Annotated in this window: 17 protein-coding genes; 12 read left to right on the forward strand and 5 right to left on the reverse strand. The window is 40.0% G+C overall.

Annotated elements, in window-relative coordinates; translation table 11 throughout:
• Entirely contained in the window at positions 1-1,359 is a 1,359-nt protein-coding gene (locus tag ACP14Y_RS18105) for a hypothetical protein (RefSeq protein WP_424964308.1), read from the forward strand.
• On the opposite strand, the gene ACP14Y_RS18110 is transcribed toward ACP14Y_RS18105, so the two are convergent.
• Positions 1,356-2,015, reverse strand: coding sequence for an alpha/beta family hydrolase (locus tag ACP14Y_RS18110; RefSeq protein ID WP_424964309.1), 660 nt, complete (start codon positions 2,013-2,015; stop codon positions 1,356-1,358). The two genes, ACP14Y_RS18105 and ACP14Y_RS18110, sit on opposite strands and share 4 nt — an antisense overlap.
• Before the next feature lie 41 nt (positions 2,016-2,056).
• Between ACP14Y_RS18110 and ACP14Y_RS18115 the strand changes: the two genes are divergently transcribed.
• The 3 genes from ACP14Y_RS18115 to ACP14Y_RS18125 are packed head-to-tail and all read left to right on the forward strand — an operon-like array spanning position 2,057 to position 3,739.
• Positions 2,057-2,788: an MBL fold metallo-hydrolase gene (locus ACP14Y_RS18115; protein ID WP_424964310.1), complete on the forward strand. Its 732-nt coding sequence runs from the start codon at positions 2,057-2,059 to the stop codon at positions 2,786-2,788.
• Positions 2,789-2,790: 2 nt separating this feature from the next.
• Complete coding sequence (locus tag ACP14Y_RS18120; protein ID WP_424964311.1) at positions 2,791-3,153, forward strand: VanZ family protein; 363 nt, start codon at positions 2,791-2,793, stop codon at positions 3,151-3,153.
• Positions 3,146-3,739, forward strand: coding sequence for a pseudouridine synthase (locus ACP14Y_RS18125; RefSeq protein ID WP_424964312.1), 594 nt, complete (start codon positions 3,146-3,148; stop codon positions 3,737-3,739). Before ACP14Y_RS18120 ends, ACP14Y_RS18125 begins: the two co-directional genes overlap by 8 nt.
• Here the strand turns inward: ACP14Y_RS18125 and ACP14Y_RS18130 are convergent.
• From ACP14Y_RS18130 to ACP14Y_RS18145, 4 genes are all read right to left on the reverse strand, one after another.
• Complete coding sequence (locus ACP14Y_RS18130; RefSeq protein ID WP_424964313.1) at positions 3,725-4,108, reverse strand: DoxX family protein; 384 nt, start codon at positions 4,106-4,108, stop codon at positions 3,725-3,727. The genes ACP14Y_RS18125 and ACP14Y_RS18130 overlap by 15 nt on opposite strands.
• Positions 4,105-7,293 (reverse strand): ATP-binding cassette domain-containing protein, encoded by a 3,189-nt coding sequence (locus tag ACP14Y_RS18135; RefSeq protein WP_424964314.1) that lies wholly within the window; start codon positions 7,291-7,293, stop codon positions 4,105-4,107. Before ACP14Y_RS18135 ends, ACP14Y_RS18130 begins: the two co-directional genes overlap by 4 nt.
• A 68-nt stretch (positions 7,294-7,361) precedes the next feature.
• On the reverse strand, positions 7,362-8,177 hold the full coding sequence (locus ACP14Y_RS18140) for a hypothetical protein (RefSeq protein ID WP_424964315.1): 816 nt from the start codon (positions 8,175-8,177) through the stop codon (positions 7,362-7,364).
• 92 nt (positions 8,178-8,269) lie between these two features.
• Positions 8,270-8,689 carry a DUF2061 domain-containing protein gene (locus tag ACP14Y_RS18145; protein ID WP_424964316.1) on the reverse strand — a complete coding sequence of 140 codons (420 nt, stop codon included), beginning with the start codon at positions 8,687-8,689 and terminating at the stop codon, positions 8,270-8,272.
• A 191-nt stretch (positions 8,690-8,880) separates the two neighbouring features.
• Here ACP14Y_RS18145 and ACP14Y_RS18150 point away from each other — a divergent pair, with 191 nt between their 5' ends.
• The 8 genes from ACP14Y_RS18150 to ACP14Y_RS18185 are packed head-to-tail and all read left to right on the forward strand — an operon-like array spanning position 8,881 to position 17,556.
• Positions 8,881-9,483 carry a chemotaxis protein CheW gene (locus ACP14Y_RS18150; protein WP_424964317.1) on the forward strand — a complete coding sequence of 201 codons (603 nt, stop codon included), beginning with the start codon at positions 8,881-8,883 and terminating at the stop codon, positions 9,481-9,483.
• A gap of 35 nt (positions 9,484-9,518) precedes the next feature.
• Positions 9,519-12,047 (forward strand): methyl-accepting chemotaxis protein, encoded by a 2,529-nt coding sequence (locus tag ACP14Y_RS18155; RefSeq protein WP_424964318.1) that lies wholly within the window; start codon positions 9,519-9,521, stop codon positions 12,045-12,047.
• Positions 12,047-12,793 carry a ParA family protein gene (locus ACP14Y_RS18160; protein ID WP_424964319.1) on the forward strand — a complete coding sequence of 249 codons (747 nt, stop codon included), beginning with the start codon at positions 12,047-12,049 and terminating at the stop codon, positions 12,791-12,793. The genes ACP14Y_RS18155 and ACP14Y_RS18160 overlap by 1 nt, the downstream gene beginning before the upstream one ends.
• A gap of 4 nt (positions 12,794-12,797) precedes the next feature.
• Positions 12,798-13,607: a chemotaxis protein CheW gene (locus ACP14Y_RS18165; RefSeq protein ID WP_424964320.1), complete on the forward strand. Its 810-nt coding sequence runs from the start codon at positions 12,798-12,800 to the stop codon at positions 13,605-13,607.
• Positions 13,608-14,642, forward strand: a complete 1,035-nt coding sequence (cheB, locus tag ACP14Y_RS18170; RefSeq protein WP_424964321.1) for a chemotaxis-specific protein-glutamate methyltransferase CheB — start codon at positions 13,608-13,610, stop codon at positions 14,640-14,642.
• Positions 14,643-16,355 (forward strand): chemotaxis protein CheA, encoded by a 1,713-nt coding sequence (locus ACP14Y_RS18175; protein WP_424964322.1) that lies wholly within the window; start codon positions 14,643-14,645, stop codon positions 16,353-16,355.
• Between the two features lie 17 nt (positions 16,356-16,372).
• On the forward strand, positions 16,373-17,182 hold the full coding sequence (locus tag ACP14Y_RS18180) for a CheR family methyltransferase (protein ID WP_424964323.1): 810 nt from the start codon (positions 16,373-16,375) through the stop codon (positions 17,180-17,182).
• An 11-nt stretch (positions 17,183-17,193) separates the two neighbouring features.
• Positions 17,194-17,556 (forward strand): response regulator, encoded by a 363-nt coding sequence (locus ACP14Y_RS18185; protein ID WP_349567159.1) that lies wholly within the window; start codon positions 17,194-17,196, stop codon positions 17,554-17,556.
• The last annotated feature ends 14 nt before the right edge of the window (positions 17,557-17,570 follow it).

Consider the following 17,570-nt stretch of genomic DNA (forward strand, 5'->3'; position numbering starts at 1 on the left):
ATGAGCGAAATTCGGGAAGACCAAATAGAAAGCTGGCTAAAGAAACTTGAACGTGAAAGCTGGCAATTAGAATTACTTGTTTCTGCATTCACGATTTTCCTGTTAATAGGAGCCAATGCTGAGTTCGACACTTTTCTTGCAGGCCTAAGGTATGAGTACAACATTTCTGGCCCCATTCTTTCCATTGGTTACGTCTTTCTCATCCTGATCCAAAAATCGATTTCAGCACTAACAATCTGTCTGGTGGTGCATCTCATGTTAAGAGGATTCTGGATTGGTGCAATTGGCTTAAGATCGGTACAATCAAATATCGATTTCAGTAAACTCAATTACAATGATTTTTTTACCGAAAAACTGAAGAAGAAGGTCATCAGTCTTGATCGCATGGTCATTCTGCTTGATGAGATATGCAGCGTGATTTTTGCATTTTCGTTTCTTATTATCTCTGTTTTGCTCGCATTTGGAATGTTCTTGGCATTTCTGGCGGTGAGTGGAGTCGCACTGTCTTCGCTTATTGGTTTAGTTTCTGCAGGTACTATTAAGACCATTCTTAGCCTTATCGTCGCATTTGTATACCTGTTCTTATTGTTGATGGGGATCACTTATGCGATAGATTATTTCACACTAGGGTTCTTTAAAAAAATCAAGTGGATGGCCCGGTTTTATTACCCTTTCTACAGGTTTTACAATATCATAACCTTATCCGGTCTGAGTAGAAGTATCTACTATTATTTGATTAGCAAGTTTTCAAAAAAGCGTATTCGGATTGTCTATGCATTTGCAGGAGTCCTGGTGTTATTATCCGTGATTTATTCATTTGATCAGTATCAGTACTTTCCAGAAAAACAAAATTCATCCTTTATATCTGTCAATTGTTATGACGATCAGCGCCCTGAGGATGACTATGTTGAACGAGCAAGCATTTCATCCAGGTATGTGGATAGACCCTTTTTTCAATTGTACCTAAGATACAACCCTCAAGACAATGAGCTAATTAGAAGTCAATGTCCTGATTTTGTTCCTTTGAAAGATGATGGGTTGAACCGTAAGCTGCGGCTAATAACTCAACGCGGAAATCTTCAAATTACTGAGAAGGATTTCACCTTAGAGGATGTTGATAAACTCCTAGATTGTCAGCAATCGATTTATCAAATAAGTATCAATGATTCGATATATAATTCATTGAATTACTATTTTTATATTCACCCTCAAAAGGAGCAAAAAGGGATTATCACTACCATCTCAACCGAGCGTTTGAATATAGGTGAAAATCAATTGATTATTCGAAAGATCAACAATGATTCAACCGCCTTCTTTGATGATTATGCACATATACCTTTTTGGTACCATCCGAACTAACCTAAATGAGATTTAATCCAACTCTCAGATTTCGTCATTAGATAATCCATCACCTCTTCTTTCGTCTTACCGCTTTTCTTTGGAACATTAAATGAGTGATCTCCATCCTGAATAACTTCCAATTCAACGTTAGATAGCTCACCAACCACCTGGTTCATCATGTCAATGTTTGCCAATTTATCTTTAGATCCCTGAAGAAATAGTTGAGGTACTTTAACCTCTGAGAGGTGAGAAGCACGATCCATCGAGTCTTTCCCCGGTGCATGGAGTGGAAAGCCATAGTAAATGATCCCTTTTACTTTATCACTGGAATTTTCAGCCATGAGGTGAGAGGCCATTCGACCACCATATGACTTCCCTGAAATGAAGATGTCCAACCCTTCATAAATAGCGGCAATGTGCTCCACAATCAATCGCCATGTTTCAATGTTTGCTTTAGGAGATCCGGGAGATTTTCTTCCTTGTTCCATATAAGGAAAATTGAAACGAACCGCATGAATGTCTTTATCACCGATTCCTCGTCCTAATGTGCTCATAAATGGGTGATGCATTCCGGCTCCTGCACCATGAGCGATGATCAGGACAGCCTGAGGGCGGGAGGCTTTATCAACTTCTACATTGATTTTTCCGAGTTTATCATTTAAGAATAGCTCCATAAGGTAAATTTACAAGTCACATAAAAAAGAATCGAATTTTTATGGAATTGACTGTACTAGGCTGTGGTGATGCGTTTGGGAATGGTGGGCGAAACAACACTTCATTTCTTTTGTCGGAAGGGGACGAGCGAATCTTGTTGGACTGTGGAGCCAGCACACTGATCCGCTTAAAGCACGAAAAAATTGATCTGGAATCGATTTCTACTATTGTGATATCTCACTTTCATGGAGATCATTTTGGAGGCATTCCTTTTTTCCTCATCAGCAGCATGTTTGAAAATCCACGAAAAAAACCACTAACAATTGTGGGGCCGGAGGGAGTTGCCAAGCGCGTATTTGATCTTCAGGAGGCTATGTATGCTGGTACTGCTGCAAAGACTCTCGAAATGGATCTAACCTATCATGAATACGAGGAAAGTGAACCTTTGATACTTGTTGACAAAACGATCACCGCATGGAAAGCTGAGCACAGTCCTCCATCTATTCCTCATTGTATCAGGGTAGAGTGGAAAGGGAAAACCATAGCATTTTCAGGGGATACCTCATGGACAGATAATCTTATTCCGTTGGCTGACGGTTCAGATTTGTTTATATGTGAGTGCAATTTTCTTGACAAGGTGAATTTTGGTCATTTAGGATATTCTGAACTTTTAGAGAAGCAAACGCTTTTCAATACCAAACAGATGTGGCTGACCCACATGGCTGATGAGGTGATTGAATCCTCAGATTCGTCTTTTAACAAACTCACTGACGGCTTAAAAATCACTATTTGATTTTGAATAATACAACTATTTGGTTTGTCCCCGCTGTTGCGGTTACACTGGGAATCTTTCTTTTATCTACTTTCCTGGCTATTCCTGTTCAGGTTGAGGAGATTGGCTACTTAGATAAACTGGAACACTGTTTCGCCTACTCAGCGCTAATCATTAGCTTTTTGATAGCGTTCAGAAAAGCAGATTTATTATCTGTAAGAAGATCTTATTGGCTTCTGCTGTTTGCGTCCATATATGGGCTACTCCTTGAGTTAGCACAGTATACTTTCTTTCCAAATCGCTTCTTTGAATGGTTAGATGCTGCCTCCAATGTGGTGGGTGTGCTTATCGGATTTGGGATATTCAAATTGTTCGACCGTGGCTAAAAGGAAACTTTATTTTATCATCCATAAGCCTTACAAAGTGCTAAGTCAGTTTTCCAATGAAGGAAATAACATTGGGCTAGGAGAGGTTTTCAAAGATTTACCTAAGGATGTGTATCCAGTAGGTAGACTTGATTTGGATAGCGAAGGTTTACTGATTTTGACGAATGATAAGTCATTAAATAACAAGCTATTAAATCCGAAGAACAATCATCAACGAACCTACTGGGTTGAAGTGGAAGGTAAACCAACCAAGCAAGCAATTCAGGAGCTTGAACAAGGCGTAGAAATCAATGTAAGCGGTAAAAAGCATCGTACGAAGACTGCCAAAATTCGGATCATAAACCCTGATATCCCTGTGCGAAACCCGCCGGTCAATTACAATAAACACCCTGAAAGAACCTGGTTGCAAATTTCTCTTACAGAAGGTAAAAACAGACAGGTACGTCGAATGACCGCCAAAGTGGGATATCCGACTTTGAGGCTTATTAGAGTGGCAATTGAAGGCATTAGGTTGGAACCACTTAAGGCGGGCGAAATCACCCAGATCAGTGAGAAAGTGATATATAAAAGACTAAACCTTCTTTAACTTCCAATCCAGCGAGTATTTACCACTTCCTAGTAGAAATATTACAAGAAAACCGAAAAAATAGAGTAGTGGGAATTCCATTTTTCTCCACGGATCATCCGCATGAACAATAAAGGCTGCAACCAACATAGTGATTGCGGGTGGAATGGCGTTAATCCTGGATTTAAATCCAACAATCAATAGGATTGGGCAAACGAATTCTCCAATAACTGCAAGCACCAGACTTGGAGCCTCACCAATACCAATAGGGTCGCTGAAAGAAAGATTACCTGAAATTAACCTGTTGAACTTGCCCCATCCATGGGTAAGCAGCATTATTCCAAAACTTAACCTTAAAATCAGAGATGCAAGATTTGAGTATGTCATCATGAATCTGTCGCTTTTTTTATTTTCCTAGCTCGGTGATAGACCCTGGGTGAGCTAATTACAATTAGAAATGTATCCCAAAATCTCACCCAGTTACTGGGTTTGCTCTCGTCCTTTTCCTTGGATTCGAAGAATTTAATGAGTTTTTTCAGTGAGTTATCCAACAAGGCCAGGTAGAGCAAAATTGTCATAAACCAGATGAAGCAGATATTGAAATAAAAGGTAGGTATTTCATATCCAGCAAGGACCTTCATAGGTGCATAAAAATGAGCTCGACCAATGTTAGAATATGGGCGCATATATATGGGATCTTTTTTCTGTATTAGCTGATCATCCCCACGGTACACCATATCAAAATGAGCCCGATTCATAAGTAGATCCGCCAAAAACTCATTATGATATTTTTGCTCCAATTCTACAAAGCCTTCACGACCTAATTCATCTACCAACTGCTCGTATAGCTTGTCTCTTTTATTCTGAGCCTCAATGTATGCTTTGGCAAAGTGGTCTTTTGTATATAGCAGGTAATCATGGAGTCTTCGGCTAATGGATGTACTGAAATAATTCTCGTTGATTTGATCCGTGTACGAGAATGCCCTTAGCCCAAACACTTCATTTAGACTTCTAACTTCATTTTTCAATATCCGAAAAGATCTTTTTTTACTGTTCCAGTCTGCACTGTCACGTAAGATCTCATTATTGATGCTGATCATTTCCGGAACCATAAACGATCGGTAAACTGAATTTTTACTTATTTCCTGATTGACTTCAAAGAAATGCTTCTCATAATCATTATATCTGAATTGCGCGACAGCCAGCGCTTCATATGCCCATCTGGATGCCATCATATCTCCTACGATAGGCACATTCTTTTGATTGTTGAGTGAATGATGCAGCTCATCAAACTTAATCATCGCTCCACCTAATAAAAGTTGGGGAACCAGTATAAAAGGGATTAGGATATAAATATTGATTACAGAGTTAAGTGCCGAAGAAATATTCAGGCCAATCAAATTGGCAAAGCATGAAACAGTAAACAGGACGACCCAATAATAGAGTGTCATTCCATGAATTTCCAGTATGTAATTTCCGATTAGCACAAAGGAGAGTGTTTGAATGGCCGACAGGATAAACAAGTAGACAACTTTAGAATTGATGTAGCTAAGACGTGATAAATTTAGAAATGACTCTCTTTCAAGTATCTGTCTGTCCTTATAAATCTCCTGCGCACTCACGGTGAGTCCCATAAAAAGAGATACCACGATAGACATGAACAAGTAAACCGGTAAATTGATATTTTCTGAAAAGGCATAGGTATTCTCAGGAGAGTATTTTGAAAAATAGCCAAGAATAAAAGCAAGAACCGGAGCTTCTAACATATTTATCAATACATACTGCCTGTTAGAAATCTTAGATAGTAGGTTTCGCTTGCTGAATATTTTGAATTGATTCCAGCCGTCTGGTATACGGAAGTTGGTGGGAGGGAGCACAGAATCATACTTAAGCCTTACCAGTTTAGGAAGGATATTTTCTTTGTATTTGGAATACCAAACTGAAGGATTTACACGACGTTTTTTCGTACTTCTACCTCGTTCATCTATTTCTCTGGCCTCAATGATCTGAAGAATCTGCTCAGGAATGACATTGCCACAGCGAGGGCACTCGCTCTCAGCGGCATTCACCTGAGTATTCATGGTTTTAAAATAGACCACCGCATCAATCGGGTTCCCGTTGTAAATTGGATAGCCACCTTTGTCCAGAATCCAAAGCCTGTCAAACAATTTGAAAATTTCAGAGGAAGGCTGATGAATAATCGCCACTACAAGCTTACCTTTTCTTGTAAGCTCTTTAAGTAGCAACATCATTTTTTCCGAATCCATAGAGGAAAGGCCAGATGTAGGCTCATCCACAAAGAGCACAGAGGGCTCCCTCATTAGCTCTAATGCGATATTTAGTCGTTTTCTTTGGCCGCCAGATATGGTTTTATTAAGTGGATTGCCAACTCTCAAATCCTTGATGTCCTCAAGATCAAGATCCTCTAAAACCTTATTGACTGTTCTGTCAATTAAGTCTTCTGAAAAGTCACTGAAACACGTTTTCGCATTGAAGTAGAGGTTTTGATACACAGTTAGTTCTTCAAATAGGAGGTCGTCCTGTGGCACGTATCCAATAACTCCCTCAGTAGTGGCCTGTTCCAATGAGAATCCATTTATGTGTAGACGTCCATTGTCAATTGGAATCTTACCATTAAGGATATTCATCAGTGTGGTTTTTCCCGTACCGCTTCCGCCCATGATTCCTACCAATCTTCCTGAATCTTCAGAGAAAGAGAAAGGTTTCAGGCCATTGCTGCTATTCTTAAATTTGAATTCAATCTTATCGCCAGCCAGAACTACAGGTGTGGTGGATTCCTCCTGAATGAACTTTCTAGTGATCTCGGACTCATAAATAGAGGAGATGTTAGGTCCTTTGATTATAGAGCCCGGCCTAAGGATATATGATTTAGCTGGAATGATTTTAACCCCTTCTAAAAACAGATTTAAGGGACCATCGTATCGAAAAACAAACGTATCCACACTCTTGAGATAGAGGACGGTAATTTTTCCGAAAAGATTCTGGACGAATAAGTGTCTGACTTGATTTTCTTTTTTCTTCTTTCGGATAATCCAGGCCATCTCTTCCGGCCATTCGGTCTGTTTATTGTCGATGATCAGAATTTTATCCTTATTGATCTCTTTATCGTCTGGTTTAAGAATAAAACTCTTAAGATTAAGTACATCCTCCTGATCAAGGTTAAAGTTCAGCGCAACCAGCGCCGCAAATTCTTCTTCTTTCGCAGTTACTTTTTCATCAGCACGGATAAGTTCCATCAGCTGCATGAATACGATTAATCGTTCGGATCGAAGAAGTTCTTTATTAAGTTGATTACAGATTTTCGCAATCTGTAAAATACTGGTGCTATCTATGGTGACTCCTTCAGAATCTTTGGGTGCCGGCTGGTCTTTATAGAAATTGAGATAATCATAAAAAAGCTTGATGTACTCAGCGGTGAGTGTCTCGTTGTTGAGGTTTTTTTGAAGATAAGGACGAATGACCAACTCTCCGGAATCAACTACCATAGTATCTTCTTTAGCGCTCTCTATGATTGCGAAAAGATGAACTAATGCATTAAGTATGGATTCGGTCATAGTTGTGTATAACGTAAAAAAAAGCCCCAACAAAGGTTGAGGCTCTAAAAATATATTTTCAATTCAGATTATCCAACGATGTGATCTCTCATCTCTTTCACATTGTTAGCAATATCTGTAAACTGACCCTCAGTCATTTCTGTTCCTTCGCCCAACTGATCATAAGTTAAGCTGATAAATCTTAAGTTTGGAAGCACTTTCTGTACGTTTTCATCATCTTGGTGATTCTCCATCAGTTCCACCAATTTTATAACCTGCGCTTTTTGGTTGGCTAAAACGGCCATTAGTTCGCCTTTGTTTTCACTCATTTTTACAAGTTCGCAAGTGATGTGAAGTCCTTCAATTACACTTCCGGCTATGACCAATATAGAGGTCTTTTCTTCTCCGTTTTGATTCAGGTAATTGTAAGTGTCGTAGAATGATTCGGTCACGATGAAAATCAAGGAATCTACATTATCCATATTGTTTTCAATTCGTTGAGCCATGGATTCGTTAAAGGCAGAGGTAATGTTTAAATCCTCAATAAGCTTTTTGGATACATCCAGAAAATCAATGGTCTCCTGTGTTTTATCAAAGGTTGCCGCATAGCTAAGATCTGCTCCGTAGACCCCCAGGTTGGCAGCTTTTTGCCAGGTAGCCACATACTGATCTACTTTCGTCGGATCATTTACAATGTCTGGCGAGTATGAGGTATTTGCATTGCTAAGCATTTGAGAAACCTCGAAAGCAGTAGGCAGAGGATAGGTAAATTCTTTCTCTACAAAGCTTTCAATTTCTTCTTTCTTTTCTGCGGTTGACTCTTCAGATGCTTTTTTTCCTCCACCGCACGAAATCAAAAAGAATGCGGAAGCAAATAATGAAAAGTGTATAAAGTTCTTTTTCATGAGATTGGTTTGTTTATCGTCAATTCAAATTCAAGATTAATCTAATAATTACATTCATCAAACACTTATCGGGCCAATTTACCTTAAAACAATTATTTAAGGCCAAATTTTGAGGTATGCCAAGCTCTTTCGTGTAAATAGTAAAATAACATTTTCAGTACGCTTTCTATTAATGCGATTCCTGTAGCTTTTTCGACAGCACTTGGATCTTCCCTAAAGATAACGAAGGCGATGATAAAGGTTGTCACGGAAGCAGTAACACGCCACGTGATTGTTTTGAAGAAGTGACGCAATGCACTTTTTACACGCAACTTTACATTGTACCAAATTCTTTCATGGTAATAATAAAGGGCCATCTTTAATATGGTCTCTATAAGCGCTACCCAACCTGCTTTTTCAGTTGCATTTGGATCCTCTCTGAAGAAAATCATCGTTAAGATAAATGTAGTTCCTGTTGCGATGATGCGCCAGGTTATCGTCTTGGCAATATGTCTTTTTCTGCTTCCGGGCATTCGATATTAAATTGATGGCAAAAATAGATGCCAATATTTACCCATTGCTATTTTTTTAAAAAACTCATTAATACAGTCAACTTCGTATCTTCAACAAGGATCATCTCATCATTTTACCGATATACTTTTAGGTAAAAGTCATTCGAATTTAGTTTCTTAGAACATTCATTTTTACGGTGAGAAATTAATTCATGGCCCTGGGAAAAAATCTTACAAAACAACAAAGCTCTGAGAATCCTGATGAAGACCTAGCTGTTTCCGAGGAAGGTGTGAAAAAAGAGGGCAAGGGAGAGCATAGTGAAAGAGAGCACAGTGAATCTATAAATCAGGAGGGTGAAGGGGTTGTTGTAAAATCCTATCAGCAGTTTTGTGTGTTTAAGTCCGGAAGGGAAGAGTATGCGGTTTCAATCAACCTGGTTAAGGAGGTAGTCCCATTTCCACCCCTTGCTTATGTGCCACAGATGCCCGATTATATCAAAGGAATGGCCAACGTACGGGGAAACATATATGGAATTCTTGATTTAGCTGATTTTTTCAAGATCGAAAATACTACCCAACCAAAATATTTATTGGTTTTGGATGTAGACAACTATCAGATGGGTATTGCTATTCCTGATGTACCCGATACATTGATGGTTTCAGATGATATGATTGAGTCACTATCAGCCTCAAGACTAAAATCAACCATTGGCCAGAAATACTTAAAAGGAATTATTAAAAAAGATCGCCGAATGATCATCCTATTCGATATATTAGGAATGATTTCGAGTGACAAATTCACCGTAGTAAGCTAAATGCTTTGTTTTCAGAATAGTTAACCAATTCTAAGATGCTTAAAAATTTTACCATTCGCCGAAAAATGATGCTGTTCATATTGGGACTAACAGTCATCATTTATGTCATTACAATCGGATATATAAGCTACAACCTTCGTAAAAATGCTATTGGGGAAGCTGAAAAACTCGCAGACTCCTACGCTCAGCAAAAGGCAAATGAAATAAAAGTAATAATTGACGAGGACCTAGCAGTGGCAAGAGTAATGGCTGAAGCCGTAGAAGAATACACCTACATGCCTGATAATCAGCGTAATGAGCTAAGAAAGACGTTCCTTGAAAAAGTATTGATGTTATATCCCAAATATGATGCTACATGGATGAGCTGGCAATTAGAGTTTATTGATCCAAACTGGGATAAGAGCTATGGACGCGAGCGATTCAATTCGTACATGGATGGGAATGAAGTGAAGTCTTCACTGGAATTAGCGGAGCTTGATGGAAGCAAAGCAAGCTCAATATATGAAAGGTTTAAAGCGGAAGATGATCTCAATGAATTGCTAAGCGAACCCTACTGGTATTTAGATTATGATTATTCATCAGATTCAAGAGATTCTCTCCTTGGAATTTCTCCGACAGTTCGGATGGAAGTAGATGGAAAGTTTGCTGGAGTAATAGGCACGGATATGTCTGTCGACGACTTTCAAGGAATTTCTGAGGTGGACTTTTATCAAAATGCTTATGCGCTTTTAGTTTCAAGTGGCGGAGTAATCACGGCACATAAAAATGCGCAACTCTTCAACCAGTCAATGGACACATTAAACATCATTCGAGATAGCCCACTAAACGTAGTTGAGAATATGAGATCTGGCAATCCATTTTCATATCGGGCTTATGATGAATCGCTGGAGGATGACGTATATGTTTCGTTTGCTAATATTCCAATTGGAAGGTCTTCAGACTCATGGTGGGCCGTTTTCGTGGTTCCTGTCTCTGAAATCACTGCGCCATTTAATGCAACCTTCAGGTGGACCATAATTATTGGTCTAATAGGGTTGGTTTTACTTTCCTACACTATTTGGAAGCTGGCAAACAGGATAACCGATTCTTTGGACCAGTCAAATACATTATTGAAAAGTCTGGCAAAAGGAGTGTTGGATAATTCATTGATAATTAAAAAAATATCGAAAGATGAGCTGGGTGAGATTGCTCAGTCGGTGAATGTGTTGCTTGAGGAATTAAGGAAGAAAGCTGAATTTTCAAGAGAGGTGGGTGAAGGAAATCTTAATGCTGATTTTGAGATTTCCGGTGAGAATGACGTGTTGGGTGCTTCCCTGATCATGATGAGAAACAACCTTCGTTCTGTAATTGATGAAACGAATGAAGTGGTTCAGCATGCGGAGGGAGAAGGCGACCTGACCTCCAGGATCAATCCTGATAATAAATCAGGTGCCTGGAGAGAGTTAAGTATTTCTATTAACAGTTTGCTGGAATCAGTTTCAAAACCATTTTCTGTATTGAATGAAATGGCAAACAGAATGGCTGAGGGCGATTTAACTGTGAGATATAATGAAGAAGCAAAAGGCGACATCCTTAACCTAAAGGATAATCTGAATAAAGCACTTCACAATTTGGATGAGTTGCTTGATGGGATTGTAAAGAATGCCAATATTATCGGAGACAGCTCCATGGAGATGCTATCTGCAAGTGAGGAGATGAATACAAATACCGGTGAGATAGCATCGGCAATTGCTGAGATGAGTAGTGGAGCACAGACACAGGTAAGCAAGGTGGATGAGTCTTCAAATCTTGTTGAGAATATTCAACGTGCTGCAACCAGCATGAGTAATCAGGCAGAGGAAATCAATGTGGCAGCTCATAAAGTTTCTGAGAGTTCGGAAAATGGATTGAAGATGGTAAATAAAGTTGGTTTTAGTATGAAGGATATCAAAGCCTTTGCCAATGATACCAATAAATCGATCCAGGTGCTGACCGAGCGATCCAATGAGATTACGAGAGTATTAGGAATTATTACAGATATCGCCTCTCAAACCAATCTACTCGCTTTAAATGCAGCAATTGAGGCAGCACAGGCAGGAGATGCCGGTAGGGGCTTTGCTGTTGTAGCTGAGGAAATTAGAAAATTGGCTGAGGATTCCAGAAACTCCGCTCGGGAAATTGAGAAGTTGATAACCGACGTACAAAATGATACAGCTGCCGCTGCTAAGGTTATCGAAGTAATGAATGAGAGCATTCTGGGTGGTGAAAGTGCATCGAATGATGCATCTGAAGCTTTCAGAGAAATTGCCTCATCCTCTAATCAAAACCTTGAAATTTCGAAGCAGATACTGGAAGCAACGAAAGACCAGATGGATAGTATTAGAAATGTAGTTACTATCACAGAAGGTATCGTAGTAATTGCGGAAGAGACGGCAGCTGGAACCGAACAAGTGGCTAGCTCTGCTACAGAGCTTTCAGCTGGAATGGAAAGCTACACGCAACGATCAGAAGAAGTGACTGAGATAGCCAGAACACTCAAGGAACGTGTAGGTATGTTTAAGCTGTCAAAGAAAGGTGATGAATAATGGTGATATATTCCATTATAAATCAAAAAGGAGGTACTGGTAAGACCACCACAGCCATCAATTTGGGTGCTGCTTTAAATAGGAGAGCCAAGGATGTTTTATTGATCGATCTTGATCCTCAGGGGAACCTGAGTTATTCTCTTGGCATTAACGAATTTGATAAATCAATGGCAGATGTCCTTCTAGGTGAATGCAAGATTGGAGATACATTGAAATCAAGTGAGGGATTGGATCTGGCTCCTTCTGATAATGAGCTTGCAGATACAGAGCTTTCCCTGGCTACTTCCGGTGGGCATGAGCGTGCACTCGATACGATCCTTAGAGAGGTGGCCGGGTATGATTATGTATTAATTGATTGTCCACCATCGCTTTCAACACTTACAGTCAATGCACTGTTGGCCTCCGACAAAGTGATTATTCCCATGCAGATGGAAGTGTTAAGCCTTCAGGGTCTGGATCAGATCATGCAAACCATACAGAAAGTGTCCTCATCTTTTTCAAAGAAGTTGGTTGTTGAAGGGGTTTTACCTGTCATGGTCGATAAACGCCGAAAGCTCAGTCAGGAGGTGAAGGACTATATTCTTGAAAATTATGAGCTAAGGATTTTTGATTCCATGATTCGAAGCAATGTGAAAGCCTCTGAGGCTCCCTCTTTCGGGAAAAGTGTCATCAGCTATAAACCGACCTCCAACTCAGCGGTTGATTACATGCACTTTGGTGATGAAATCTTAGAGTTAAATAGGTAGAGAAATGGCACTGGGGAAGAATTTAAAACGAAAGAAACTGATCTCGGAAGAACCGAAGGAGAAGGAGCCTAAAAAGGTGAAAAAGAAGTCTCTGATTAAAAAAGAAGACGCTCCTCAAAAAGCAGCTAAATCGCCTAAAAAATCATCAACTAAAAAAGACTCCTCAACAAAAGCAAAAAAGAAGAAAACACCTACAACCAAACCAGCAAAAAAGGGAAGTACCAATCAGAAAAAACAAAAGCCAGAATCAGCACAACCATTTGATCCTGTGCTTTCCAACTACATCGCCAATGAGCTGCGGGAACGTAAAATAAGACTGAGAAAGCAGTACACCGCTGAGATTGCGGAGTTGCAGGACAAGAATATTCAGCTGGTAAGCTTTATCATCAACAATGAAATATACGCCACGGATATCCACATAATCAAAGAAGTGGTCAAATTCCCGGTGCTATCCAAAACTCCAAATACTCCCAAACATATTTCAGGGCTTGCCAATGTCAGAGGTACTTCCTACGTTGTTTTTGATTTAGCTGCTCGTTTTGGGATTGAGAGTGTATCGGATCCAAACTACCTAATGATATTCAACCACCATGAAATCAAGGCTAGCCTGGTTTTGGAATCTCTGCCAACCACACTAAAAGTGGAGGGAGGAAATATTTCATCCGAAATACAAATGATTGAGGATGCTACCCTTGATTTATCATACATCAAAGGGATCATTCATTTGGAAGAAAAATTAGTTTACTACCTGGATATTATTGAAATGCTGAAGAATGATAAGGCAGTTGTAATTCCTGACGAATTGAAGAATTAGATGGCTGCAAAACTCAAAATATTAGTTGTTGATGATTCCGCGTTTATGCGGTTGCTCATTACTGATTTACTTTCAGAAGACAAGGAGATTGAAGTTGCAGGCACTGCGATCAATGGACTCGAGGCGATAGAAAAGACCGCAGAATTAAAACCCGATATTGTTCTGCTAGATCTCAACATGGCTGAGTATGATGGCCTCTATGCTGTAAAAGGCATCATGCAAAAGAATCCCACACCAATATTGATACTTAGTTCTGTTGGAAATACCGATTTGCAACCGGTGTTTGAGGCGCTTAAAAATGGAGCAGTTGATTACATCAATAAGCCAGACAGGAATAAATCTAAAATGCGAGAGCTCCAAAAAGAGTTAGTGCAGAAAATCAAAAGTACCTCCCGGGCTAAGCCAAAAAAGATAGGATCTGCCAAGTCGAAGGTTAAAGTGGTGCCACGAAAGCGTTCAAGGAAATCAAATTACGATTTGGTAGCAATTGGCGCATCAACCGGAGGTCCCACAGCTATTGAGCGAGTCATCTGCTCACTTCCTCAAGACTTTGATATCCCGATAGTAGTATGCCAGCATATGCCGAAGGTATTTATTCCTCAATTCGTCCAACGATTAGGTTCTCTGACAGCTCTTGAGGTTGTTTCTGCGACAAAAGGAATGAGTCCAACACCTGGAGTTGTCATGTTTTGCCCGGGTCATGCCAATCTTATCCTGAAAAAGGAGAAAGGGAAAGTCGTTGTAGATTTCACAGATGATGTTTATCCCGAATACAATAACCCATCCATCAACGCCATGATGTTAAGTGCGGCAAAAGTGTACGGTAATCGAATGGTGGGTGTTATTTTGACAGGAATGGGTAAGGACGGAGTGAAGGGTATGATGGCAATCAATGAGGTGGGGGGCAAAACGATCGCTCAGAATAAAGAGAGCAGTGTCATTTATGGAATGCCTAAAGCAGCTTCTGAAGCAGGAGCTATTGAGGCCATATTGGATATAAAAGATATTGGTAATTATTTAGTTAACAACCTGTAAGTGTCGTCCAAAGAAGAAGAATATCGTCAGTTATTTCTCACTGAAGCTCTCGAAAATTTTGAAGAGCTAAACCGGCTTTTTGTGGAGCTGGAGAAAGACCAGTCCAGTAAGAAGGCCATTGCTAACATCTTTCGTATTGTTCATACCCTAAAAGGAAATGCTATGGGTATGGGGTATGATAAGATCGCAGATCTGGCACATACGATGGAAGATATTTTCGGAGCTATCAAGAATGGTGAAATACCCCTTGATAAAGAACTGGTGGACGGACTTTTCAGAGCAAATGATAAGTTAGGTGGACTTATAAATGCGGTCACTTCCGGTGAACGTGTGAGCTACCTGGGTATTAAGACAAAGCTGGCTGTATATCTAAAGAATGCCCGTGAAGAAAGCGAGGGCCAACCCGAAGACGGTCAGCAGGAAGCAGAGGTAGCTATTCAGGAAGAGGCTCCCAAAGAACCAGCCGAGGAGGAAACCGGCACTATCAAATTTGCAGATGTGGTTCAGATTCCTGTGAAAAGGATGGATGAATTACTGAACATGGTTGGTGAACTGGTAATTGAACGAGACCGGTTGATTGCATTGTTTGGGTCCGAAGGAAAAAGTACGCTTGAGTTTGAAAGGATTAAGCGAATCTCCTCCAATCTGCACTATGGAATCATGAATGTACGCATGGTGCAGATGGGGTTTCTGTTTAATAAATTTCATCGTGTGCTCAGAGACGCAGCTTCTTCTGAAAACAAATCTGTTGAGTTGGTGTTGAAAGGAACCGAGGTTGAGATAGATAGAAATATTCTTAAGATCATCAGTGATTCAATGGTTCATTTGGTTAGAAATGCTGTGGGACATGGTATTGAAAATTCAGATGAAAGGAGAAATTCCGGTAAAGACCTCACTGCTAAAGTGACTCTGGATGCCAAACTCGAAAAAGACAGTGTAGTGATTACGGTATCAGACGATGGAAAAGGCATTGATCAGGCCAAGATTAAGGAAAAGATTGTTCGGCAGAAGATGGTCACACAGGAGGTTGCTGATCAGCTGAACGAAAATGAGATCATTAGATACATTTTTGAACCGGGTTTTTCAAGTGCTGATAAAGTGACGGACATATCTGGGAGAGGAGTTGGTATGGATGTCGTGAAAAAATCAGTAGAATCCATTGGAGGACAGGTATTGGTGGAAACGGAATTAGGGATAGGAACGTCAATCCATTTAATCTTACCTTCCTCACTGGCACTGAAGGGTGCGCTTCTTTTCGAAGTAGCCAATCAGGATTATGCCATTCCTTTGACATACATCGATTCTGTTGCCTATATCACTAAAGATGAGATTCATCAAGTAGGTGATAGTCTGATGTTTGATTACCAGGATCATTCCATTCCTGTGGTTTTCCTCGAAGGGTTGATCGAGACCAAAAATGTTGATGACATTGACCAGGAAAAGATAGGGCTGAAATACATCAAGAAAATTGACGAATTGATTGAATTAAACGTGATCGTCTCCACGCATTCCGGACGATTATTAGGTTTGGTTGTCGACAAGCTCCAACGTCAAAAGGAAATTGTAGAGAAAAAGCTTCCTAAACCACTAGATAATAGCCGACTATTAAGTGGCACGACCATACTGGGATCAGGGAATGTGTGTCCGGTATTAGATGTAGCTTCCATTATGGATATTTTGTTTCAATCAGCAACTAAAAAAGTAGAGTCATAGCAACGATAACCACAGATATGATCAGTGATGAGGAGCTCACTGCACTAATGCAGGCGATTAACAATCGTTATGGGCTTGACTTCACGAATTATGAGCGTACCTCACTTAAGCGTGGGATCGTGCGTCTGATGATGAAGCACAACATGGATACCATTTTGGAGCTGTGGTCGCTTGTTTTAAAGGACAATGAATTCTTCCTGTCAGCCATCGATGACCTGCTGGTTAATTTGACAGAACTATTTCGAAATCCGGATGTATGGATGAAACTCAGAGATGAAATCATCCCATCAATAACGGGAAGATCGATCAAAATATGGCATGCAGGATGCTCAACTGGCGAAGAGGTCTATACCATGAATATTGTGCTGGAAACATTGAATATGCTCAACAAAAGCAAACTCCTGGCGACAGACCTGAGTACTACCGCTTTAAATAAAGCAAAGAAGGGAGATTACTCATTACCGACCCTTAAGCAATATTTGGTTCCGTTTCTGAAGTTTTTCCCTGACAGGCAGCTAGAAGATTACTTCGAATTTCATGATAAACATGCCAATATTAAATCAAAGTATCAGACGAATGTGACGTTTAAAAAACACAACCTGGTGATGGATTCAATGAATGACCAGTTTGATGTCATTTTTTGTAGAAATGTGATGATCTATTTTGATGAGTCGCTCAAGCACCGAGTTTTAGATCTTTTGCACTCCTGCCTTAAGGACGATGGCTATTTGATCATTGGCTATTACGATATTATGCCGGAATATGGAAAAACCAAATTCAGCATTCATGATGTAAAGACACGTATTTATAAGAAAATTTCAGACTAAACAATACGCTTATGCGAGTACTTATCGTAGATGATTCCACCTATATCCGCTCCAGTCTTCGCTCACTATTGGAGGAACAGGGATATGACGTAGTTGGAGAGGCAAAAAATGGTGAAATGGCCATTGATCTCGCTATGGAGTTGAGTCCGGATGTGATCACACTGGACAATATTCTTCCTGATATGACAGGACTGGATGTTTTGAAGACCATCAACACAGACGATTTCAAAGCAAAGGTGATCATGATAAGTGCGGTAGGACAGCAGTCGGCCATCGTAGATGCAATGTCAAATGGAGCCAAACATTATCTGGTAAAGCCATTTGACAATTCAGAGTTAATCGCTATTTTGAAGGAACTCGATGAAGATTCTTGATTGTTCGCCTAAAA

The sequence above is a fragment of the Ekhidna sp. genome (genome assembly GCF_965247405.1).
In the GTDB taxonomy this organism is placed as follows: Bacteria; Bacteroidota; Bacteroidia; order Cytophagales; family Cyclobacteriaceae; genus Ekhidna.

Coding starts and splice junctions, on each gene's coding strand:
- ACP14Y_RS18185 (WP_349567159.1), top strand. CDS start 17,194: ATGCGAGTACTTATCGTAGATGATTCCACCTATATCCGCTCCAGTCTT.
- ACP14Y_RS18160 (WP_424964319.1), top strand. CDS start 12,047: ATGGTGATATATTCCATTATAAATCAAAAAGGAGGTACTGGTAAGACC.
- ACP14Y_RS18115 (WP_424964310.1), top strand. CDS start 2,057: ATGGAATTGACTGTACTAGGCTGTGGTGATGCGTTTGGGAATGGTGGG.
- ACP14Y_RS18135 (WP_424964314.1), bottom strand. CDS start 7,293: ATGACCGAATCCATACTTAATGCATTAGTTCATCTTTTCGCAATCATA.
- ACP14Y_RS18110 (WP_424964309.1), bottom strand. CDS start 2,015: ATGGAGCTATTCTTAAATGATAAACTCGGAAAAATCAATGTAGAAGTT.
- ACP14Y_RS18180 (WP_424964323.1), top strand. CDS start 16,373: ATGATCAGTGATGAGGAGCTCACTGCACTAATGCAGGCGATTAACAAT.
- ACP14Y_RS18145 (WP_424964316.1), bottom strand. CDS start 8,689: ATGCCCGGAAGCAGAAAAAGACATATTGCCAAGACGATAACCTGGCGC.
- ACP14Y_RS18165 (WP_424964320.1), top strand. CDS start 12,798: ATGGCACTGGGGAAGAATTTAAAACGAAAGAAACTGATCTCGGAAGAA.
- ACP14Y_RS18150 (WP_424964317.1), top strand. CDS start 8,881: ATGGCCCTGGGAAAAAATCTTACAAAACAACAAAGCTCTGAGAATCCT.
- ACP14Y_RS18130 (WP_424964313.1), bottom strand. CDS start 4,108: ATGATGACATACTCAAATCTTGCATCTCTGATTTTAAGGTTAAGTTTT.
- ACP14Y_RS18155 (WP_424964318.1), top strand. CDS start 9,519: ATGCTTAAAAATTTTACCATTCGCCGAAAAATGATGCTGTTCATATTG.
- cheB (WP_424964321.1), top strand. CDS start 13,608: ATGGCTGCAAAACTCAAAATATTAGTTGTTGATGATTCCGCGTTTATG.
- ACP14Y_RS18105 (WP_424964308.1), top strand. CDS start 1: ATGAGCGAAATTCGGGAAGACCAAATAGAAAGCTGGCTAAAGAAACTT.
- ACP14Y_RS18140 (WP_424964315.1), bottom strand. CDS start 8,177: ATGAAAAAGAACTTTATACACTTTTCATTATTTGCTTCCGCATTCTTT.